Raw genomic sequence first — 23,556 nt, 5'->3', positions numbered from 1 at the left:
TCACGGCGTCACCCCGTCTCCGCCGTCGGTGAGCAGGGGCCTCAGCAGGAGGCTGAGCGCGGTGGCGCCCGTCGCGTCCGCCGGAACGGCCGGCCCCGCGCCCGCCTCCGGCGGTCCGGCGGCGGTGGCGGCCAGTTCGGCGGCGAGTTCGTCGGCGGTGCGGGCGCGCATCAGCAGGGAGGGGTCGACCGTGCGGCCCGCCCGCTCTTCCAGGGCGGTGGCGAGCTCCGCGATGACCAGCGAGTCGAGCCCGAGCCCGCGCAGCGGGCGGTCGCCCGGATCGTCGCCCAGCACGTGCAGGAAGGCGTCCCGTACGTGGACGCGCAGCGCCGTGCGGTCGCGGCCGGTGGCCGGGGCGGGGATGACCGTGCGGGTACCCGGCCCGGGTTCCCGGGTTCCGGGGGCGTCGGCCGGGGAGGCGGGCGGGGCCGCGGGTGCGTGTCCCGGGAGGACGACGGCGCCGCCGGTGAGCAGATGGCCGAAGAAGGCGGTCTCCGCCTCGGTGGCGTCGAGGGAGTGGGCGGCGGCGAAGGCGGCGTCGGCGGCCATGCCGACGCCGGTCCAGTTGGGCCAGGCATGGGCGGTGACAGCGGTGACGGGCCCGTGCTCCCGTTCGGCCAGCGCCAGTTGGTAGGCGTTGGCGAGGCTGTAGTCGACCAGGCCGCGTCCGGCCTCGGCGTGTGTTCCGGCGAGGGAGGACGTCAGCACCGCGAAGTCGGCGCCCCGGTCCTGCGCCAGCCGGACGGCGTGGAGCGAGCCGTCCGTCTTCGGGGCGACGACGCGGGCGGCGTCGGCCCAGGGGCGGCGGCGCATCGCGCCGAAGGCGTTGACGCCGCCGGAGCAGTGCACGACCCCGCGCAACCGGCCCCACCTCGCGTCCAGTTCGGCGGCGACGGCGGTGAGCGCCGGGGCGTCGGTCACGTCGCACGACCGGTAGACCACCTCGGCCCGCGCGGCGAGGGCGCTCAGCGCCCGGGACCGGCCGGGGTCGAGGGCGGAGCGGCCGACGATGGCGACGTGCCGTGCGCCCCGGTCGATCAGCCGCTCGACGAGGCGCCGGCCGATCGCTCCCAGGCCGCCGGTCACCAGGTAGTAGCCGTCGGGACGGACCTCGTAGGCGCGGCCGGGCCGCGCGGGGGACGTGTCGGGTACGTACCGGACTCCCGCCCGGTGGGCGGTGGCGGTGCTTCGGCCGCCCCGGTGCAGCGCCGCGTACTCGGCGGCGAGCACACGGGCCCGGGCTTCGGCCGGTTCCGACGGGTCCAGGTGGACGACCGCGTGGGCGATGCGGCTCTCGGCGCAGGCGGCCGCGACGGCCATGGCCTGGGCCGCCGTCCCGGGGCGCAGGCTCGCGTGCTCCCCGGGCCGCACGGCGGCGCCCTGACAGGCGGCCCAGAGCAGCCGGCCGTGCGGGGGCAGCGCCTTCAGCGTCTCCGCGACACCTGCCCAGAAGGCGCCGAGGTCGGGCTCCTGGCCGGGCGGGGTGGCGTCCACCATCAGGACGGTGTCCGCCTCGGCCTCGGTCCCGGCCACGTGGGCGCCGTTCAGACGCAGCTCCGCGGTGAGCGCCTCCTGGAGAGCGGGATCGGTGACGACGAGGCGGACAGCGCCGGGTGGGGCCTGGGCCCCCTGAGGCAGTGCCTCTTCGCGCCAGGTGGCCCGGTACGCCTCCGGAGGCGCGTCCTCGGCCGGAGCCGTCTCCTCGGCGCGCATGTGCCAGTGCCGGCCCGGCGCGAACGGATAGGTCGGCAGGTCCGTGGTGCGCGCGCCGGGGACGGAGAGCGCGGGCCAGTCGACACCGGTGTACCCCGTCCGCACCAGCTCGGCCAGGGCGGCGTGGCCGGTCGGCGCCGGGTCCGGGGCCCGCGCGCCGGAGCCGGCGATGCCGACCGGTAGGCGCCCGGCGGCGACGGCCCGCAGGTTCTCGGCAAGTTCGGCGGCGTCGCGTCCGTGAACGGCCGTCACGTACTCCTGCGGCGAGCGGCCGACGTTGGCGGTGTGGCACAGGTCCGCGGTGTCCCACGGGCCTCGGGAGGTGGCGAAACGGTCGGCGTAGGCGGCGGCGAGTTCGCGTACCGCCCGCTCGTCCGCCCCCGTCACCCGCACCAGGTGACTGTCCTGCACCACCACCGCACCACGCTCCACCCGCGGCGGCTCCTCCACGATCACATGCGCGTTCACCCCACCCATCCCGAACGCACTCACCGCACCCCGACGCGGACCCCCCTCACGCCCCCACACCCACGCACGATCCACCAGAAAGAACGGCGAATCCTCGAACCGAATGTGATCATTCGGCCGCCGCACATGCAACGACCCCGGAACCACCCCATGCTCCATCGCCAACAACACCTTCACCAACCCCGCCAACCCCGCCGCCGGCTCCAAATGCCCGATGTTCGACTTCACCGACCCCAACGCACAGAACTGCGAACGCCCCGTGAACCGACGCCACGCCCGCGACAACCCCTCCACCTCGATCGGATCACCCAACCCCGTCCCCGTCCCATGCGCCTCCACCACCCCCAACGACTCCGGAGACACCCCCGCATCCACCAACGCCGCCACCACCACCTCACCCTGACCCCCACCACTGGGCACCGTCAGACCACTCGTCCGACCCCCATGACCCACCGCACTCCCCCGCACCACACCCCGCACCCGATCACCATCACGCAACGCCGCACCCAACGACTTCACCACCACCGACACCACCCCCTCCCCCGGCACAAACCCATCCGCACCCGCATCGAACGCCCGCACCACACCCGAGGGCGACAGGGCCCGCAGCTCACGCATGGCGACGTAGTGCAGCGGGCTCATCCCGACGCGGACACCGGCGACGACGGCCTGCTCGCACTCCCCGCCCCGGATGGACCGCACCGCCTGGTGCAACGCCACCAGCGACGACGAGCACAACGTGTCCACCGTCATGCTCGGACCCCGCAGATCCAGGAAGTGACTGAGCCGGTTGGCGAGGAAGGCGTTGTGGTTGCCCAGTCCGCTGTGGGCGTCGAGTTCGGGGGCGATGTTGTACTCGCGGTAGTGCTGGTAGCTGGCGCCCACGAACACGCCCGTCCCGGGGGCCAGTTGACGGGGCGGGAGCCCGGCCGACTCCAGCGCCTCCCAGGTGGTGCGCAGCAGCCAGCGGGCCTGCGGGTCGAGCACCTCGGCCTGCTTGGGGAAGAAGCCGAAGAAGCGGGCGTCGAACTCCTCGGCGTTGTCGAGGAATCCGCCGACGTCCGTGTGGCGCCGGGCGGCGTAGGCGCCCCACCGGTGGGCCGGTGCCGGCCGGACAGCGGTTCCCCCGTCGGCCAGCAGCGACCAGAGCGCCGCTTCGTCCTGGGCGCCGGGCAGGGCGAAGGCGAATCCGATGATCGCCAGGTCACCGTCGCGCACCTCGTCGTCGGCCGGCGCGGGCACCGCGGCGGGATGCTCCGCCCGTGGCCGCTCCGGCCGGCTCGCGGCTTCCTCCGCCGGGGCGAAGGTCCCCTCGGCGGCGCGTTCGGCCAGGTACCGGGCGAGGGTACGGCAGTCCGGCGCGTCCAGCACGTCCGCCAGGCTCACCCGGAGGCCGTGGGCGCTCTCCAGGTCGGCCGCGACAGCGGTCGCGAGCAGGGAGTCGAGACCGGCGCCGGAGAGCGGCGTGGTGGCGGCGATGCCCGGGTCGTGGAAGACGCCCTGGACGGCGGCGAGGACGGCGGCCTCGGCGGCGGCCAGGTGTTCCGCCCGCGGCGGCGCGGGGGACGGCTCGGCGTGCGGGCGCGGGGCGCTCGCCCCGGGTTCCGGTGCTCCCGGGCCGGCGACCGGGCGGTACTCGATGCCGCTGAGCCTGGCGAGGACCCGGCCGTCACGGGCGAGCAGGGTCGCCTCGCCCCGGCGGACGGGGTCGGCGCCGGTGTGCTCGGCGTCGAGCACGACGTAGGCGGTACGGGCCGGGTCGTCCCAGCGGACCACCCGGGCCACGGAGACCGGCAGGTACGTGCCCCGGGGGACGGCGGGGTCGGCGAGAGTGAGGACGGCCATGCTCTGCAGAGCGGCGTCCAGGGCGACCGCGGCGCGCTCCGGTCCGCCCTCGGCCGGGGTGTCCAGCCGGGCGAGCACGCGCGTGGCACCGTAGCGGAGGCCGGCGAGGGAGCGCAGGGGTGCCTCGATCTCCATGCCCTGGGCGGCGAACCAGGCGTACAGGCCCTCCGGTTCGAGGCCGCGGCCGAGCCCGGCGCGCAGCTGGGCGAGGTCGGGTGCGGCGGGTACGGCGTCCTGGGTGCGGCCGGCCGTCGTCAGGCGGGCGATGACGCGCTCGCCGTGGCGGAAGACGGCCGGGCCGGGGTCGTCGAGGTCGGCGGTGAGCGGGCCGTCGCCGGTCCCCCGGGCGGTGAAGGTGACGTGTTCCAGCACCTCGGCGTGGTCGAGGGCGAGCGCCAGGGGGAGGGCGGCGGGGACGGTCGGCTCGCCGAAGACGCGGTGGGCGTGGGTCAGCCGCCGGACGCTGTCGTCCGTGTCCGGGCGGGAGGCGGTCGGCTGGTCGCCGGAGGGGGGACGGAAGGGGTAGGGCGGCAGGACGATCCGGCGGGCCCGCGTGCCGGCGTGGACCTGGCGCCAGTCCACGCTGCCGCCGCTCGCGTGGAAGCAGGCCAGTGCCGTGCTCAGGCGGTCGTCGGGCAGTGCCAGTTGGGCCCGGAGCCGGTCGGCGCCGACCGTGGTGTACGCGGCGAGGCGCGCGTAGGGGGCGGCGTCGGCCGCGCCGGTGGCGGGGCCGAGGTCGGTGGCGACCACGCGCCCGTCGCGCAGGACCGTTCCGTGGGCGTCGCCGTGGTGTCGGGCGATCCGGTCGAGCCCGGCCCTCAGTTGCCCCGGGCCGGAGCCGAGGACGGCGGCGCGGTGGCGCTGGTGGTCGCGGCCGACCGCGGCCGAGCGGCACAGTGCCGCCGTGTCGGGAGCGTCCTCCTCGCTGAGCAGCCGCAGCAGGTCGCGGGCGCGCCGGGCCAGGGCCTCGGGGGTGTGCCCGGAGAGGACCAGGAGGTGTTCGCCCAGCGCGGGGGGCGGGCCCTCGGGGGCGGACTTCCCGGGAACGTGTTCCTCGACGACGACGTGGGCGTTGGTGCCGCCCATGCCGAAGGCGCTGAGGCCGGCCCGGCGCGGGTGGTCGCCGCCCGGCCACGGCAGCGGCGCCGTCGGGACGGTGAACGGCCCGGCGTCGAGGTCGAGATGGCTGCCGGGCCGTTCGAACCCGGCGAGCGGCGGCACCTCGCGGTGGCGGAGGCAGAGCAGGATCTTGACCAGCCCGGCCAGGCCGCTGGCGGGCTCCAGGTGGCCGATGTTGGCCTTGGCGGAGCCGAGGAGGCAGGGCTCCCTGCGCTCCGGGCCGGCGCCGAACACCTCGGTGAGGGCGGCGATCTCGATGGGGTCGCCCAGACGGGTCGCCGTGCCGTGGGTCTCGATCAGGGTGATGTCGGAGGCGTCCAGCTCCGCGTCGGCCAGGGCGGCGCGGACGACGGCGCTCTGGGCCTCGCTGCGGGGCACCGGCAGGGCGCTCCCGCGGCCTCCGTGGTTGACTGCGGCGCCGCGGATCACCCCCCAGACGGTGTCGCCGTCCCGTTCGGCGGTGGCGAGCGGCTTCAGCATGACGGCCACCGCGCCTTCGCCCGGCAGGAAGCCGTCGGCGCGGTCGTCGAAGGGACGCGGCCGGGACTCGGACAGGGCGCCGAGCTGGCTGAGGCTGCGGTAGTACCAGGGGGTGAGGCCGACGTGGCAGGCGGCCACGAGGGCGGCGCCGCACTGGCCTGCGCGCAGGGCCGCGACGGCCTGCTGGACGGCGACCAGGCCGGACGAGCAGAGCGTGTCGACGGTCTGGGAGGGGCCGGTGAGGTCCAGTGCGTAGGAGATCCGGTTGGCGAGCACGGCGTTCATCGAGCCGAGCGCGGTGTGCGGCCCGACCTCCTCCAGGCCGCGGGCGTCGCGGTGGTGGGTGTAGGTGGCACCGACGAAGACGCCGATGTCCCGGTGTCCGGCGAGGCCGCTCTCGTCGCGGACGGCCCAGGCGTGTTCGAGGAGCAGTTTCTGCTGGGCGTCCATCTCCTCGGCCTCGCGGACGGAGATGGAGAAGAACGCGGGGTCGAAGCGGTCGATGTCGCTGAGGAAGGCTCCGCTGCGGCAGTACGTGCCGGTCATCTGCGGACCGCGCGGCTCGAAGTGGGCGGCGACGTCCCAGCGTTCGGGGGGCACCTCGGTGAAGGCGTGCCGTCCGGAGCGCAGGAGGTGCCAGAAGCCCTCCAGGCTGGTGGCGCCGGGCAGGTCGGCGGAGACCGCGACGACGGCGATGTCCCCGGGCCGGGTGGTGCGGGTGGCCGTGGTCGCTGCCGGGGGCTGTGGGGCGGGCGCGGGAGGCGGGGGTGCCGGGAGGGCGGCGGCGACTCCGTAGCGTTCCGTCAGGGCCTCGGCGAGCTCGGCGAGTCCGCCGTACTCCAGGAAGAGGGTGGCGGGGAGGTGGACGTCCCATCTGCGGGACAGTTCCTCGGCCAGTTCGACGCTCATGATGGAGCTCATGCCGTGGTCCGCCAGCGGGGTGGCGCGGTCGAAGGAGGCCAGGCCGAGGCGGTCGGTGAGGAACCGCGCCAACTCGTCCTCGACACGGGCACGTTGCGCGTGCGGGGTGGGAGTCTTTCCGGTGGACGCCCGTACCGGTGCGGGCGGGGGCTCCTCGTCGGCGAGGGTGTCGGAGGCGTCCGGGTGGGCGATGACGACCTGGCGCGGTGGATCGCCCAGCACCGCGAGGAGGGCGTCGAGGGCCTCGGTGGTGCCCAGGGGCCGCACACCGCGTCGCCGCAGCTGCGCGGCGACGGCCGTGCCCATGCCGGTCTCGCCCCACAGCCCCCAGTCGACGCTCGTCCACGGTGCGCCGTGGGCGTGGGCGAAGCCGTCGAGGTAGGCGTTGGCCGCCGCGTAGCCGCCCTGGCCGAGGTTGCCGAAGGCACCGGAGACGGAGGCGAACAGGACGGCGAAGTCCAGCTCCGAGCCGACGACGGCGGCGGCGAGTTCGCGGACGCCGTCCACCTTCGGCCGCATCACCTCGGCGAGGTCCTCGGCGGTGGCCGTGCGGAGCAGCCCGTCCTTGAGGGTCCCGGCCGCGTGCACGACTCCGTGCAGCTCACCGACGTCCGCGCGGATCCGCCCCACCAGGTCGGTGAGGGCTCCGGGGGCGGTGACGTCGACGGCGTACGAGCGGAGGGTGCAGGCGGTTCCCTCGACCTGCTCCGACGAGGGGTGGCCGGTGCTCGCGCCGCCCGAGCGGCTGGCGAGGGCGACGACGGCCGCGCCCTCGTGTGCGAGCCGCTCGGCGAGGGCGAGGCCCAGGCCGCCGTGGCCGCCGAGGATCAGGTAGTGGCCGCCTCGGCGTACGGGCGGGGTGCCGGTGGCGCCCGGGCGGGCGGGGACCCGGACCGGTTCGTGGCGGACGCCGTGGCGGTAGCCGGTCTCCAGGGGGCCGTCGCCGAGTTCGGCCGGAAGCGCCGCCTCGGACTCCTCGTCGAGGTCGAGGAGGCGGGGTCGCAGGCCGGGGTACTCGACGGCCGCGGTGCGCATCAGGCCCCAGAGGGCGGCGCGGGCGGGGACCGGCCGGTCTCCGTCGGCCACGGGCTGGGCCGCGTGGGTCACGACGAGGAACCGGGCACGGCGCTGTCGCTCGCCGAGGGTCTTCAGGGCGGCGGCGCAGCCGTACGGGCCGGTGGCCAGTTCGGTGGAGTCCGCGCGGACCGGACCGCTGTTGCCCAGGTGGACGACGCCGGCCACCTCCTCGCCGACCGCTTCCCAGAGGCCGCGGAACGCCGCCTCGCCGGTGTCGGCGAGGACATGGCGGTCCTGGCCGTTCCCTTCCCCGCGTGCCGGGGCTCCGAGGTGCGCGTCGACCACGCGGGCGCCGCCGGCCCGCAGCAGCCGGCCGGTCTCGTCCGCGAGGCGGTCGTCGTCGCCGTGGCGCAGTACGACCCAGGTGCCGGTCGTGTCGGGCCGGGACGCCGGGGGTGCGGCGGCGGGGCGCCACTCGATCCGGGAGAGCGGGTGGCGGGTGGCGGCGGGCGCCGTCCGGACCGCGCCCGGCCCGGTCGTCCGGCGCATCCGTACGCCGGTGAACTCTGCGGCGGTCTCCCCGGACGGGCCGAGGACGACGGCGTCGCCCGTCGCGTACGCGCCCTCGAAGCCGGTGCGGCGGACCAGCACGGTCACCCCGGTGGCGCGGGCCGACAGGTCGGCGAGGACCGCGACGCGGGCGATGCCGATGGGCAGCATCGGCACGGGCGTGGTGCCGGCACCGAGTTCCTGGAGCGCGCAGCTGACCACCTGGAGGACGCCGTCGACGAGCAGGGGGTGCGCGTGCCAGGGCAGGGGCTCGGTGTCGGTGCGCAGCCGGGCGCGGGCGGCGCCGTCGCCCACGGTGAGTTCCCGGACGGTCCGGAAGTCTGGTCCGTAGTCGAGGCCCGCCCGGGACCAGCCCTCGTACAGCTCCTGGGGTGTGAGGGGGCGTCCGTCGGCGGCCGGGCGGGCGGCGTGGCGGGGGGCGGTCTCGCCGTCGCGCAGCAGGCGGCCGGTTCCGGTGGAGAGCTGCTTGCGTTCGCCGGCCAGGACGGCGCTCAGCATGAAGCGGGCGCCTTCCCCCTGGGCTTCCTCGTGGGTGACGTCCAGGCGGACGGGCACGGTGGCCTCAGGGGTGAGGGCGAGGGGGCGCAGGAAGGCGACATCGGTGAGTTCCATCGGGACGAACGGCCGGCGACGGGCGATCCCCGCCAGCGCCATCTCGATCTGCACGGCGGCCGGCAGCAGCCCGGCGCCCTCGGCACGGTGCTGGGCGATGAGGGGTTCGCGCCCCGCGAAGGCCTTCTCGTAGGTCTCGGCTCGTGGCGTCACTCTGCTTCACTCCGGTGCTCGTAAGGGTGGTCGAACAGCGGGTGGCTGACGGCGTTCGCCGTGGCGCGGCGAGCGGGGGGTGCGGTCAGCTCCTGTCGGGCGAAGGGGTACGTGGGGGCGGTGGTGGTGCGCTGGTTCTTGCCGGCGTGCAGGGCGGCCCAGTCCAGCTCCGCGCCGGTGGCCCGGTGGTGGGCGGCCAGGGCGGCGTGCAGCTGGACCTGGTCGTTGCGCTCCCGGTGCAGCGTGGGCACCCAGGCCGGGTGGGGCTCGGCGAGGACGGTGCGGGCCATCGGCAGGAGCTGGGGGTGTGGGCCGATCTCCCAGACCACGTGCGGGCCTTCGCCGGCGAGCGTGGTCAGAGCCTGGGCGAAGCGGACGGGGCGGCGGATGGCGGCCGCCCACCGCTGTGGGTCGGTGGCGGTCGCCGCGGTGTGCCAGTCACCGGTGAGCGTGTCGGCGAAGGGGAGTTCCGGCGCGCGCAGCGCGGTGGCGGCGACGGCCTCGGCGAAGGGCCGCACGGCCGGTTCCATGGCGGCGGAGTGGAAGGCGTGGCTGACGGTGAGCCGCTGGGTGCGGTACGGGCTCTCCTCGCAGAAGCGGGCGATGTCCTGCTCCGGCCCGGTGACCGTGTGGGTGCGCCCGTTGTACGCGGCGATCTCGACACCCGGGTGGTTCCGCAGCGCCTCGGTCAGCGTGGCGGTGCCGGTGTGGACGACGGCCATGGTCCCGTCCGTGGACCGGCCCTGCATGAGGGCGCCGCGTACGGCGGTGAGCCGCAGCAGGTCGGGCAGGGTGAGGACCCCGGCGGCCCAGGCCGCGGTGAGTTCGCCGAGGCTGTGCCCGGCGACGGTGTCGGGGCGTACCCCCGCCTCGGCCAGCAGGCGGGTCAGGGCGACCTCGACGCTGACGACGGCGGGCTGGGCGTACCGGGTCTCGTCGAGCAGGTGCCGGGCGTCGCCGTGGAGCAGGTCGAGCAGGGGCACGTCCAGGTGCGGGGCGAGCAGGTCGGCACATTCGTGCAGGGCGTCGCGGAAGTGGGGTTCGGTGGTGAGCAGGCGCCGGGCCATGCCGGCGTACTGGGAGCCCTGCCCGGTGTAGAGGAAGGCGGTGACCTGCCGTCCGGCGGCCCGGACGGGCTTCGTGGTGCCGTCGGCGATCTCGCTGAGGCGGGCGGCCAGTTCGGCGCGGCCGGTGCCGTGGACGGCCGTGGTCCAGCGCTGGGCGGCGCGCCCGGTGTTCACGGTGCGGGCGAAGTCTCCCGGGTCGGCGCCCGGGGAGGCGGTGAGGTGATCGGCGTAGGCGGCGGCGAGTTCGCGTACCGCCCGCTCGTCCGCCCCCGTCACCCGCACCAGGTGACTGTCCTGCACCACCACCGCACCACGCTCCACCCGCGGCGGCTCCTCCACGATCACATGCGCGTTCACCCCACCCATCCCGAACGCACTCACCGCACCCCGACGCGGACCCCCCTCACGCCCCCACACCCACGCACGATCCACCAGAAAGAACGGCGAATCCTCGAACCGAATGTGATCATTCGGCCGCCGCACATGCAACGACCCCGGAACCACCCCATGCTCCATCGCCAACAACACCTTCACCAACCCCGCCAACCCCGCCGCCGGCTCCAGATGCCCGATGTTCGACTTCACCGACCCCAACGCACAGAACTGCGAACGCCCCGTGAACCGACGCCACGCCCGCGACAACCCCTCCACCTCGATCGGATCACCCAACCCCGTCCCCGTCCCATGCGCCTCCACCACACCCAACGACTCCGGAGACACCCCCGCATCCACCAACGCCGCCACCACCACCTCACCCTGACCCCCACCACTGGGCACCGTCAGACCACTCGTCCGACCCCCATGACCCACCGCACTCCCCCGCACCACACCCCGCACCCGATCACCATCACGCAACGCCGCACCCAACGACTTCACCACCACCGACACCACCCCCTCCCCCGGCACAAACCCATCCGCACCCGCATCGAACGCCCGCACCACACCCGACGGGGAGAACGAGCGGAGCCGTGAGCCGAGCTGGAAGTACTGGGGGGACATCCCCAGGTGGACGCCGGCGACGACGGCCTGTTCGCACTCCCCGGCGCGGATGGACCGCACCGCCTGGTGCAACGCCACCAGCGACGACGAGCACAACGTGTCCACCGTCATGCTCGGACCCCGCAGATCCAGGAAGTAACTGAGCCGGTTGGCGAGGATCGCGTTGTGGTTGCCCAGCCCGGCCGGTGTCTCGACGACGTCGCCGACGACCATGTCCCGGTAGTGCTGGTAGCTGGCGCCCACGAACACGCCGGTGGACGGGGGCACCCGTCCGGCGATGCCGGCGTCCTCCAGCGCCCGCCAGGCGGACTGGGCGAGGTGGCGCTGCTGCGGGTCGATCCACTGCGCCTCGGCCGGCGAGAGGCGGAAGAATCCGGCGTCGAAATCGGTGAGCCCGTCGACGAACCCGGCCTTGCGCAGGTAGACGGTGCCGGGCCGGCCCTCCGTGCCGTAGTACGCCTCCAGGTCCCAGCGCTCCTCGGGCACCTCGCGCAGGCAGTCCTCGCCCGCCATGAGGACGTGCCACAGTTCGTCGGTGCTGCGGGCGTTGGGGAAGATCCCGTCCATGCCGATGATGGCGATGTCGTGCCGGTCGTCCTCGACGTTCTCGGGGCGGCTCGCGGGGTACCGCTCCCTGGCGCGCGCGCTGTCCGGGCCGGGCGTGGCGGGGGACGGCCCGGGCTGTGGCGGCTCGGGCGCCACCTCGGGCGGCGGTCCGGTGGCGGCGGCGCCGGGCGCCCGGTCCGAGGGGACGGAGGTCACGCCGTAGGCGTCGCGCAGTTCGGCGGCGAGCCGCTCGACGGTGCCCACCTCCAGGACGAGGGTGACGGGGATGTCGACGTCGAGCCGGGCCTTGATGTCCTGGGCCAGCGAAACGGCGAGCAGGGAGTCGAGGCCCTGCTCCTGCAGCGGGCGGTCCGCCTCCACGGCGTCGGACTCCAGCTCCAGTGCCTCGGCCACCCAGCGGGTCAGCACGGTGTCGAGGTCTTCCCCGGCGGCACGGGCCCGGGCGGGACGGTGCCCGTTGAGGCGTTCGGCCGGGGTGCCGGCGGGAGGGGCCGCGCCCTGCGGCGCCGGGTGGGACCTCTCGGGCGGGGCGGGGTGTGCGGCGTCGCGTTCCGGGGCCGGGGGCGCGGCAGGGCCGGAGGGCGGCGAGGAGAGCCGCTTCCAGGTGACCCCGTGTGCCTCCAGGACGGGGGTCGCGCCGTCGAGGACGACGAAGCTGCCGGTGAGCAGGCCGGAGCCGGGCGGCGTGTCGCGGTCACGGCGGGCGTGGACGCGGACGGTGGCGGGGAGAGGCCCGAGGACCGTGAGCCGCTCCACGGTGAAGGGCACGTAGAGCCCGTCCGCTCCGCACGCGGCGAGGGCTATCTGGAACGCGCCGTCGATCAACCGGGCGTCCAGGGGCCCGGTCGCCGGGCCTCGGGAGCGCAGGTCACCGGTGGCCACACCGGGCCCGGTGGACAGCGCGGTGACGGTCCGGAAGCCGGGGCCGTACCGCAGTCCCTGGCGGGCGAAAGCCTCGTACATGGCGTCGAGGTCGACGGGGGTGCGGGCGGTGCCGGAGAAGTCCGGCACGGTGAGCGCCGAAGGCCCGGGGACGGTCACGCGGCCGTCGCAGACCAGGGCGCCCGAGGCGTCGTTGAAGCGGACGGTGGTGCCGTCGTGCTCGGCCGTCACCCGGGCGTCGCCCTCGACGGGTGCCCGGAAGGTGAGGTCACGCAGGCAGAACCGGTCCTGGCCGAGGAGCTGGGCGATCCGGCCGGGATAGGCGGCGCCGGGAAGGGTCGGCGTGCCGAGGACCAGGTGCTCGGCTGCCTCGGGGTGTTCGCTCCACGACCGTACGGCGGGGCCGGCCGGCCCGTCGGAACGGGCGGGGGGCGCCTCGGCGGGCTCCAGCCAGAGGTGGCGCTCCTCGTGCGGTGCCGTCGGGAAGCGCACGGGTGCCCGGCCGGGTGGCGCCGTGAGCCGCGCGCCGGCGGCGAACTGGCGGGCCGCGGCGTCCAGCCGCTCGCGGGGCGCCCCGGGGGCCACCGGCACCTCCGGCAGCCCCTCGTTCCCGGTGGCCGCGCCGGTGTGGAGGGATCTCGCCCGGCTCACCCCGGCCAGGAAGAGCCGCAGCTTGTCCTCCAGTTGTTCGGCGCTGTCCACGACGCAGGCCAGGCGGTGCGGGGCGGCGGGGCGGCGCAGACTCGACTCGCTCAGGGCGCCCAGGGACGGGCAGTAGGCGGAGTCCAGCATCAGCAGGAGCCGCCGCGCCAGCGTGCGCAGCGCCTCCGGCGAGCCGGCCGACAGGGCCAGCAGCCGCGGCCCCTCGCCGTCCGCCGCCGTCGTGTCGGGGGCGGCCTCGACCACGACGTGCGCGTTGGCGCCGCCGAAGCCGAAGCTGCTGACGCCCGCGACGCGCGGCCCCTCCCAGGGCACCGCCCGGTCGGCGACGAACAGGGGTGAGCTGCCGAAGTCGAACGCCTTGTTGGGCGTGCGGAAGTTGAGGGACGGCGGGATGGTGCCGGCCTGGAGGGCCAGGACGGTCTTGATGAGTCCCGCGACGCCCGCGGCGGGTTCCAGGTGGCCGATGTTGGTCTTCACCGAGCCGACGGCGACCGGTCCCGCCGCTGGCCCGCCGAGGACGGTGTGGAGCGCCTCCAGTTCGATGAGGTCGCCGAGCTGGGTGCCGGTGCCGTGCGCCTCCACGTACCCGATGCCGCCCTCGCCGACCCCGGCGGCGGACAGCGCCTTGCGCAGGACCGCTTCCTGGGCCGGTCTGCTGGGCGCGGTGAGGAACCCGGCGCTGCCGCCGGTGTGGTTGACGGCGGTGCCGCGCACCACGGCGAGCACCGGGTCCCCGTCGCGTTCGGCGTCGGCGAGCCGCTTGAGGACGACGACGCCGCAGCCCTCGCCGCGGACGTACCCGTCAGCCGCTTCGTCGAAGGTGCGGCAGGCGCCTCGGGGCGAGAGCATGCCGCCCCGGGCGAAGGAGCGTGTCTTGTCGGGCGTCAGGATCAGGTTGGCGGCGCCGACCACCGCGGCGTCCACGTCTCCCGCGCGCAGGTGGACGGCCGCCTGGTGCAGGGCGACCAGCGAGGAGGAGCAGGCCGTGTCGACGGCGAGACTCGGGCCCGACCAGTCGAAGACGTAGGACAACCGGTTGGCGACCATGGACAGGGCGGTACCGGTGGCGGCGTGCGGGTCGGCGTGGCCGGTGCTGCGGGCCACCAGCTCCGGGAAGTCGCTGGCGATGGTGCCGACGAAGACACCGGTGCCGACCCCGAGCGAGTGGTGATCGTGGCCGCTGCCCTCCAGGGCCTCGGCGGTGACGCTGAGCAGGAGCCGCTGGAGGGGGTCGGTGCGGCGCGCCTCGCGGTCGGTCAGGCCGAAGCGGGCCGCGTCGAAGCGTTCCACTCCGTCGAGCCACCCCATGCGGGCCTCGTCGGTCTCCGACCAGAGGTGGGCCCAGCCGCGTCTGTCCGCCGGTGCCTCGTCGATGCTGGAGACGCCGTCGAGGAGGTTGCGCCAGAACTCGTCGGGGGTGGCGGCACCGGGGAAGCGGCAGGCCATGCCGATGACGGCCAGGGCGTCCCCGGCGGGCGGCCGCACGCTGTTCCGCGGCCGCCCGGTCACCGGCGCGGAGGCGGCGGCCGGGCGGTCCGGCTCCCGCGGGGCGTCCGTGACCGTCGGGACGGCGGCCGGCTGAGCCTGCACGGTCTCGGGCTCGGAGATCCGTACGGTGCCCTCGGCGGCGAGCAGCCGGGCCAGGGCGGCCGGTGTGCCGGTGGCGAAGATCGACGTGGTGCTGACCGGCGTGCCCAGGCTCTCACTCAGGCGGGCGGCGGCGAGGGTGACGTTGGCCGAGTCACCGCCGAGGTCGAAGAAGTTGGCGTCCGTCGCGAAGTCGTCGGTGCCCAGGGTGGCGGCGAAGGCGGCGGCGACCGTACCTGTGAGTCCGGACAGGGTCGTGCCGTCCGCCGGGGCGCCGCCGGCGGTCTCGGCCGCGACGGCCGTGGCGGGCGACGGTGCCTCGTCCGTGCGGATGATGGTGTCGCGGGTCGGCTCGGGCAGCAGGGAGCGGGCGGTCTTGCCGTTGCCGGTGAGCGGCAGCGCGTCGAGGCGGACGTAGGCGTCGGGGACCATGTGGTCGGGCAGCGAGCCGCGCGCCCACGCGTCGAGCTCGGACCTGGTCGCCGTCTCGGCGCCGACCAGGTAGGCGGTAAGGCGGGGTTCGCCGCGTCCCTCGAAGCGGGCCGCGGTGACCACGGCGGCGCCGACACCGGGGAACCGCTCCAGCACCCCTTCGATCTCGGCGGGTTCGACGCGGTGGGCGCGCACCTTCAGCTGGGCGTCGGTCCGGCCGAGCCATTCGAGGGCGCCGTCGGCGTGGAGCCGCACCTCGTCCCCGGTGCGGTACAGGCGGACGCCGGTGGCCGGGTGGGTGAGGAAGGCGTCCGCGGTGAGGTCGGCCCGGTGGACGTAGCCGCGGGCGAGGCCGGCGCCGGAGATGTACAGCGCTCCGGTCGTGCCGGGGGCGCAGGGTTCGAGTTCCTCGTCGAGGACGTGCAGGTCCAGACGGGGCAGGGGCTCGCCCAGGGGCAGGAAGGAGCCGACCGAGGTGACGCGGTGGCTGGAGGCCCAGATGGTCGCCTCGGTGGGCCCGTAGAGGTTCCACAGGGAGCGCGCGGAGGCGTGCAGCTGCTCGGCGACGCTGACGGGCAGTGCCTCGCCGCCGGAGAGGACGGTGAGGCCGGCCGGGGGCCGCCAGCCGGTCTCCAGCAGCAGCCGCCACATGCTGGGGGTCGCCTGGGCGATGGTGGCCTCGCCGGTCAGTTCGGCGAGGCGGCCCGGGTCGCGGGCGGCGTCGCGGCCGGCCAGGACGACGGTGGCGCCCTTCGTCGGCGGCAGGAGCAGTTCGAGCAGGGAGATGTCGAAGGCCACCGTGGTGTGGGCGAGGACCCGGTCCTCGGCGGTCACGGCCAGACGCTCCCCGATCCCGGTGAGAAAGTTGGCGAGGGCGCCGTGTCCGACCTCGACGCCCTTGGGGTCGCCCGTCGACCCGCTGGTGAACAGGACGTAGGCCAGGTCGCCCGCACCCACGTGGGCGGGCACGGCCACGGCCGATCCGTCCGCCTCCGGGACGGGCAGGACCGGGCCGAGCGAGGCGCCGAGCGCGTGGGTGCGCGCGTCGGTGAGGATCAGGTCGGCCCGCGCCACCTCGGTGTACCGGCGCAGCCGCTCGGCCGGGTAGCCGGGGTCCAGCGGCAGGAAGGCCGCACCGGCCCGCAGCACGCCGAGGAGTGCGGGCAGCAGGTGCGTCCCCCGCTCCAGGAGGACGCCCACGACCGAGCCGGCCTCGACACCCTGGTCGTGGAGGTGGGCGGCGACGGCGTCGGCCCACGCGTCGAGGGCGGCGTAGTCGAGGGTGCGGTCACCGCAGCGGACGGCCACGGCCTCCGGCCGGGCGGCGACGGCGGCGGCGACCAGGTCGAGGACGGTCGGGCCGGACGCCTCGGGTTCCGGGGCCTCGGCACGGGCGGCCTGTGCCTCCGGCTCGGCGGGCACCCCGGTGACCGCGGAGGGCTCGGTGGCGGTCTCCGTGCGCTCTTCGCCGTGGAAGAGCGCGGACAGGGCGAGGTCCTCGATCCGTTCGGTGAAGGCCAGCGCCTCTTCGCGGCTCATCGCGGTCTCCCGCACGAACACCGTCGGGGGCCCGGTCTCGACGCAGAGCAGCGCGACCTCGGTGTGCGGTTCGGCGGACGCCTCCTCCCCGTCCTCCCGTTCCACCACCATGACCTGGGTGAACGAGGGTTCGTCGGAGCCCAGCGGGCGTCCGGCGAGGCCCAGGCGGATCTCCAGGTCGGCGGCGTACCCTTCCCGGGCCGCGGCCTCGTCCAGCTTGCGCAGCAGGGAAGCGGTGCCGTCGGCCTCGTACCGGACGGGGAAGCGGACGGCGGTGAGGCCGTGGGTGCGCTCTCCCCGCAGCCGCGCCGCCGACGGCGACCAGGCGAAGTCGAAGCAGGTTTCGCCGGTGCGCTCGGCGACCGCGTCGAGGAAGGCGCGCACCACGTCGGCGGTCTCCTGGCGGGAGGCGGGGAGGTACGCCAGTTCGTAGCGCCCGTAGTGGGCGGTGGCGGCGGTGAAGTCGTCGGCCGTCAGCCGGGCCGGCCGCAGCGCGCCGAGACGCGTGCGCCACCAGGGCTCGTGGGGCCGCAGGGAGTTCTGTGCGGCGGCCACGGCTTCGAGCCGTTCGGCCGACACGCCGGGCACCGGGGCGCCTTCGGTGATGCCGAGCCGCTGGGCGGCGGCCTGGCCGCTCAGCGCGGACCCGTCGACCGCGAGGAAGTCGCTGAGGACGAGGTCGGCGTCGGGCGCGGCGAGGGTGATCGCGGAGGTGGTGACGGCCAGGGCGACGGTGCCGGTGCGCACCTCGTCGCGCGGCAGCAGCCGGATCTGACGGGTGAGGACGGCGCCCTGCTCGGTGAGGAGTGCCGGGACACCGAGCGGATTGGGGAAGGAGCCGTAGTCCAGGGCCTTGGAGAGCCGTACGGCCTCGGCGGCCGTGGTGCCGGCGTGGATCACTCCGCCGGAGGCCGGCCGGTGGGACCGGCGGTAGAAGCGGCGCTCCCGGTCGCCGGTGTCGACCGGCTCGGGCAGGGTTCCGGCGACGACGTGCGGGACGAGGTCGCCGAAGAGTTCGATGCCGGTCTCGGCGGTCTCGTACGTCAGCGAGAGGGCGGTGGAGTGGTCACGGACCGGGAACCACCGCTCGAGCAGGACGCTGCCGGCGTCCACGGCCTCGGCCATGCGGTGCCAGGTCGCGGCGTGCCGGGTGGCGCCTTCGTACAGCGCCCAGGCGGGGACGTGGCTGCCGGAGTAGCGGGGCAGCGGTCCGTCGTGGAAGTTGATCGCGGCGACCCTGGGCAGAGCGAGCACCTCGGCGCGCAGGATGCGGAAGTTGACCATGCTGAACAGGTAGTCGAAGGGCTGCCGGGACAGCGTGGCGGTGAGGTCGCCGTGCGGGTCGTGCAGGGCGATGCCGTGTTCGGCGGCGAAGGCGGCGACAGCCGGGTCGTCGCTGAAGACGCCCTCGACACGGACGCCGGCGTCCAGCAGCTGGGCGGCGCAGCGGGTGAGGACCCGGGTGCCGCCGATCAGGAAGCAGGTGGTCGGCATGGTCACCCCTCGGCCGTCACGGGTTCGGCGGAGTGGTCCGGTCCGGCGGTCTCGGCGGCGACCCAGGCGTCGATCTGGGAGACGACCTCCTCGTCCAGGGAGAGCTGGCCGGGGGTCCACTGCGGGTTGGAGAGACCGCGGTGGGTGCGCTCGCACATCTCCCAGTCCTCGTAGTTCGCCTTGTCCCAGAGGGCGAACACGGCCTCGTGGGAGAAGTCGTCCTTGGCGGTCTCCGAGGGGTGGAAGAGCCAGAAGTGCCGCACGACGCAGGTGCCGGGGCTCTCCGGCCAGACCCACTGCATCATCACGTAGTCGGCGGTGAAGCCGAAGAGCAGGTTGGGCAGGATCGTGATCCAGTTGATCCGCCGACGGTCGGCCTCGGGAACCAGCGCCATCGGTTCGCGCCCGCTGCGTCCCGTCATGGAGACGGAGTTGAAGCCGCCCCGGATGGACTGCCAGGCACCGACGAGGTCGCCCTTGAGGTCATAGGTGCCCGCGTCGTCGAAGTCGGTGATGCGGTGCAGGTCCTTGTGGGCGGTCGGGAAGTGCAGGCTCTCGTTGACGTTGTGCGCGACGAGCTTCCAGTTGGAGGCGACGGGGTAGTCCTTGGCCTGGACACACTCCAGTGCGGCGAGTTCGTAGACGCGGGCGAACTCGCCGAACTCGCCGAGGGACTCGTCGAGGTCGGGTGCGTCGTCGGAGAAGGCGATGAAGACGACGCCGTGCCGGATCTCGGTACGCACGGGCAGCAGCCCGTTCTTCTCCTTCTCGAAGAAGTGGTCGAAGTAGGTGCCGTTGTAGCTCTTGAGCGCGCCGTTCCGGTCGTACACCCAGCAGTGGTAGAGGCAGACGAGGCTCTGCCGCTTCCCCGCCGCCTCCTCCACCAGCTTGTAGCCACGGTGCCTGCAGTAGTTGTGGTACGCCTGGATGCCGTTGTCGCCGTGGAGCAGCAGCACCGAGCCGGTGCCGATGTTCAGGGTGGTGTAGGAGCCCTTCTCCTTGAGCCGGGAGACGTGGTCCACCGGCAGCCAGCGGCGCCCGTAGATGCGGGCCATCTCCCGCCGGTGCTGCTCCTCACCGGTGTAGAACTCGTGCGACCGGCCGATGCCGCCGGTCTCGAAGTACGGCCGCTGCTCGGCCTGTTCACTGATGAGCTGGAACATGCTGGACGCACGCGTCATCTGCTGGGCTCCCTCGGGGTGAGGTGCGTGAAGGCGGGTGGCGGGGCCGCCGCGGTCGGGGACGGACGGCCTTCCCCTCGTCCCGTGCGGCGTGGCGGCCGAGCGGAGCGCTCGCCGCCTGTGGGCAGGGCCGGCCGGGGCCGGGGGGAGGGGGAGGTGGGCGCGGCGGTACGGCAGGCGGCCCGGGCGGAGCGTGTCGACGGGTGGGCGCCGCTCCGTGGCGAAGTCGCCGGGCGGGCGGTGGTGCCGGTGGGGGCTCGCGCGCCACGCGTCCGCGTGGCCGCGACAGCGCCGGGCCCGGAGGTGCGGGACCAGTCAGCCGGCGGGGTCGTAGATCCGCCGGTCCTGGGGGACGCCGGCGTCGTCGTAGAGGCGCTCCAGGGCGTCCGGCGCGTAGATCTCGTGGTCCTCCACGACGCCGCCGATCAGCCCGAGCATCCGGTCGGTCCACTCCTGGCTCTTGCTCATCGCGTCCATCGTGACGCGGAAGAAGGGCGGGAGTTCGGTGAGGGGGGCCAGGGTGGTGGTGAAGTCGTAGACGCCGGCGCTCTCCTCGTCGCGCACCTTGTGGTACTCGGCGAGGGCCTCGTCCATCGGCCGCTCACCGGCGAGCCCCTGGTGGAGGCGGTCGGCGAGCAGTTCGCCGTGGAGGAAGGCGTCGGTCATGCCCCAGCCGGTGTACGGGTCCTTGTGGTACCCGGCGTCGCCCACGAGGGCCCACCCGGGGCCGTAGGGGCGACGGTAGTAGTTGTCGGGGTAGCGCATGGGTTTGAAGTCCTCCTCGCGCCTGCCCAGGTCACGCAGTTGCGCGCCCATGTCCGGGTCCACGTCGTCGAAGACGGCGTGGAAGCGGTTCTCCACGTCCTGGCGGAACTCCTTGAGCTGGGCGCGGGAGCAGATGACGGCCAGCATGCTCAGGTCGTCGTTGGTGGGCCAGGTGCCGAACCACTGCTCGTTGAGCCCGGCCTTGTGGTGCAGTCCCCAGTCGAGCCCGCTGTAGTACGAGTAGTAGATGAAGCCGGCGGCGGGACGCACGTTGTACAGCTCGGCCCCCACCTTCTTGGCGACGGTGGAGTGGAAGCCGTCGGCACCGACGACGACGGTGGCGCGGAACTCCCGCTCGGGTCCGTCGCCTTCGCGGCCGCGGATGCCCACGACCTGCCCTTCGACGGCCACCACGTCGGTGACGGTGAAGCTTTCGAGCACCTCGGCGCCGGCCCGGCGGGCGGCGTTGACGAGGATCTCGTCCAGGACGCGGCGGCGGGGAGCGTACACGGCGTCGAGGCCGTCGACCGGGGCCGCGAAGCCGTTGAGGTGGATGCCCCGGTAGGAGTAGTGCATCTTCTTCAGTTCCGGGGTCTTGGCGGCGACTATCTCGTCGAGCAGCCCCCACTCGCGGAGTTTCAGAAGTCCCGCCTGGTGGATGTAGTGGGTGGAGACGGCGTCGCTGGGAAAAGAGGACCGGTCCACCACGAGCACCCGGTGGCCCTGCCGGGCAAGGAGCATTCCTACCGGCGATCCCGCGCAACGGGCACCCACAACAATGACGTCGTACACGCGTCCCCCAAGAATCGGATCGAGCCCACACGGCCGCCCCTCCGCTCCGCCGGCACTTCCCGGCCAACGGACCGCGGCACTGGCGAGGAGGCTATGAGGATCTCCAACTAAAGGTCAATAGACGCCAGGGGGCAGGTAATTCGGCTGCCGCGACGGCGGGATACCCAACATGGACACTCCTCCGCTCGCACGAAATCAAACGTCGGCCTTATGCACCCTTTGGGCACCGTATGACCCCGGCGCGCACCCCTGAATACTGTGACCTGCGTCACACTCATTCAGTCAGGCGATTCAGTCACATCCGCCGACCATTCGCCCACGCGTCACGCAAAGTACAGGTAAAGCAGAAGCGGCTATTCCGCTTCTGCCCGCTGCCGCCAATGTCCAACTACCAAGGTGAAGTCAGCCGAGTAATTAATCGTTCATTTCACGCCTCGAATTAACTATTACCCGCCAGGGCGACGGCGCTTCAGCACTCCCCTGCCGCCCCGGCCGGCGCGAGGTGGGTGAGGCGATGGCCTTTCGGCTTTCGAGGGGTGTACTCACAGCCTGACATGAGTGAGGAAGGTGGTGCGGCTGGGGCAGGTGGTGTGGGGGAGATAGAGGGCGTGAAGGGGCGCGTGAAGGGGTGGTTCGAGGGGAAGGACGTGCGCTTTGCCGCCTGCCGCGGGGCCTGGTGGCGTGGTGACGAAGGCGATGTGGCGGGTGCCGATGACGGCTGTGACGGGGGGTGTGCCCTGGCGGAGGGTGCGTGCGGTCTCCGGCTCGAAACCCGCGTCCCGGCAGTGGTCGACGAGGAGGTCGGTGTAACCGGAGCGGCCGGGATCGCCCCAGACCAGGAAGGACTCGTGGGCGAGTTCGGGAAGCGCCACGGAGGTGCGGGCGGCCAGGGGGTGGTCGCAGGCGACGGCGATGTGCAGGCGCTGGTGGCCGAGGGTGGTGCGGGCCAGGCCGCGGGCGGGTGCCATTCCGCGGCACAGGCCGATGTCGAGGTCGCCGGCGAGGAGAGCGGCGGTCAGCTCGGAGGGGTAGCGCTGGTGGATCTCGGGGCTGACGTCGGGGTGGGCGTCGGTCACCGGTGCGAGCAGGGTGACGAGTTCGTCGCCGGTGACGGCGGGGGTGTGGCCGAGGCGGAGCGTCCGGGTCTCGCCCCGTCCGGTCTGCCGGGCGCGGCGCAGGGCGGCCCGGGCCATGCCGTTGAGGACACGGGCGTCCTCGAGCAGGGCCGCTCCGGCGGGCAGTACGGTGACGCCCGCGGTGCCGCGCTCCAGCAGCGGCACTCCGACCTCGCGTTCGAGAACCCGGATGGAGGTCGACAGGGCCTGCTGGGACAGGTGGAGCCGGGCGGCGGCGCGGGTGACGCTGCCTTCCTCGGCGACGGCGATCAGGTGGTCGAGCTTGTTCAGGTCCAGGCGCACCTCCACGCCTCTCGGCTCGGTGGTGGATGGTCAGGAGGCGCGGCCGCCGTGGCACGGAGCCACGGCGGCCGCGCCTGAGGCCGAGGGGCCGGACGGGTCCCTCAGGCCTGGCCGGTCCCGAAGTGGCTGACGCGTCCGTCGGTGACCGTGAAGGCCCACCGCGTGCGCATGCCGCCCCAGGTGTCGTTGGTGTACGTGGCCGTCAGAGTCAGGCCGTCGGCCGAGACGTCCTCGACGTCCATGCGGCCGTTCGAGGAGAAGATCTCGCGCTCCGCCCACGCGGAGAGGTCACGCTCGGTGCCGTCGTCGGACATGGTGGCGTCCTCGGTCAGCGCGGCGAGGAAGGCGTCCCTGTCGCCCGCGTTGACGGCCGCGACGAAGGCGGCCACCGCGGGGTCACTCGGTCGTACGGTCATCGATTCCTCCTGGTGTGGTCCGCAGGGCGTCGACCCCGACGTGCCCGGTCGCACCGAGGCCGGAGCCGGCGCGCCCCGCCGGAACGGCACGGGGTCAGCGGGTGGTGTAGCCGCCGTTGGGGAACATCGTCTGGCCGGTGAACCACCAGCCTTCGGTGGCCAGGAACCTGATCACCGGGACGATGTCCTCGATCTGGGTGAGCTGGTTGCCCATCGCCTGCGACTTGTGGAACTCGACCCGCTCCGGGGTCTCCTGGCCGTAGAAGAACGGCGTGTCCATCGGCCCCGGAGCCACCATGTTCACGGAGATCCCGCGTTCCGCGAACTCCTTGGCCGCCGCACGGGTGAAGTGCTCCAGGGGCGCCTTGCCTCCGGCGTAGGTGGAGTAGCCGTCGGTGAAGGCGGCCAGCAGGGACGTACCCAGGCTGATGATCTTGCCGTGGTCGTTCAGCCGGCGCCCGGCCTCCTGGATGAAGAAGTACGCCGCCTTGGCGTTGACGCCGAACATGCGGTCGTACTCTTCCTCGGTGGTTTCCAGGATCGGCTTGCGCAGCACCATCCCGGTGGTGTTGACCGCGATGTCCGCGCCACCGTAGGTGTCCACCGCCGTGTCGAAGAGGCGCCGCACGTCGGCGACCTTCGTCAGGTCCCCCTGCACGGAGACGGCCTGCCCCCCGGCCTCCTCGATCGCCTTCACCGTCTGCCCGGCCTCGCTCTCGGAGCTGTGGTAGTGCACGACCACCTTCGCCCCGGCCTCCGCGAACGTCCTGCTGACCAGCCCGCCCAGGTTCTTCTCGCCACCGCCCACGACGGCGACCTTGTCCCGCAACGTGTTCCCAGCCATGCTCCGTACTCC

Annotated in this window: 7 protein-coding genes; all 7 read right to left on the bottom strand. The window is 74.1% G+C overall.

From position 1 onward, the window contains the following. The 7 genes from OIM89_RS29525 to OIM89_RS29495 all read right to left on the bottom strand — a co-directional run bounded on the left by OIM89_RS29525 (position 1) and on the right by OIM89_RS29495 (position 23,544). Complete coding sequence (locus OIM89_RS29525) at positions 1 to 8,898, bottom strand: SDR family NAD(P)-dependent oxidoreductase (RefSeq protein ID WP_226964885.1); 8,898 nt, start codon at positions 8,896 to 8,898, stop codon at positions 1 to 3. After that, on the bottom strand, positions 8,895 to 18,128 hold the full coding sequence (locus OIM89_RS29520; RefSeq protein WP_264491754.1) for a polyketide synthase: 9,234 nt from the start codon (positions 18,126 to 18,128) through the stop codon (positions 8,895 to 8,897). Before OIM89_RS29520 ends, OIM89_RS29525 begins: the two co-directional genes overlap by 4 nt. 2 nt (positions 18,129 to 18,130) lie before the next feature. Next, positions 18,131 to 19,309 carry an aromatic ring-hydroxylating oxygenase subunit alpha gene (locus OIM89_RS29515; protein WP_226964887.1) on the bottom strand — a complete coding sequence of 393 codons (1,179 nt, stop codon included), beginning with the start codon at positions 19,307 to 19,309 and terminating at the stop codon, positions 18,131 to 18,133. A gap of 315 nt (positions 19,310 to 19,624) precedes the next feature. Then, positions 19,625 to 20,866: an NAD(P)/FAD-dependent oxidoreductase gene (locus tag OIM89_RS29510; protein WP_217465911.1), complete on the bottom strand. Its 1,242-nt coding sequence runs from the start codon at positions 20,864 to 20,866 to the stop codon at positions 19,625 to 19,627. Positions 20,867 to 21,408: 542 nt separating this feature from the next. Then, positions 21,409 to 22,284, bottom strand: coding sequence for a LysR substrate-binding domain-containing protein (locus OIM89_RS29505; RefSeq protein ID WP_030696854.1), 876 nt, complete (start codon positions 22,282 to 22,284; stop codon positions 21,409 to 21,411). Positions 22,285 to 22,385: 101 nt separating this feature from the next. Further along, a complete protein-coding gene (locus OIM89_RS29500) occupies positions 22,386 to 22,700 on the bottom strand; it encodes a nuclear transport factor 2 family protein (RefSeq protein WP_030696853.1) in 315 nt (104 codons plus the stop codon). Between the two features lie 94 nt (positions 22,701 to 22,794). Continuing rightward, the gene (locus OIM89_RS29495; protein ID WP_030696852.1) at positions 22,795 to 23,544 is read right to left on the bottom strand and encodes an SDR family oxidoreductase; all 750 of its coding nucleotides are present in this window, start codon (positions 23,542 to 23,544) and stop codon (positions 22,795 to 22,797) included. Between the last annotated feature and the right edge of the window lie 12 nt (positions 23,545 to 23,556).

The organism is Streptomyces sp. BI87 (assembly GCF_025957665.1).
GTDB classification, from domain to species: Bacteria; Actinomycetota; Actinomycetes; order Streptomycetales; family Streptomycetaceae; genus Streptomyces; species Streptomyces albidoflavus.
The sequence above is the reverse complement of the archived record's forward strand: the minus strand, read 5'-3'. Positions and strand labels throughout refer to the sequence as shown.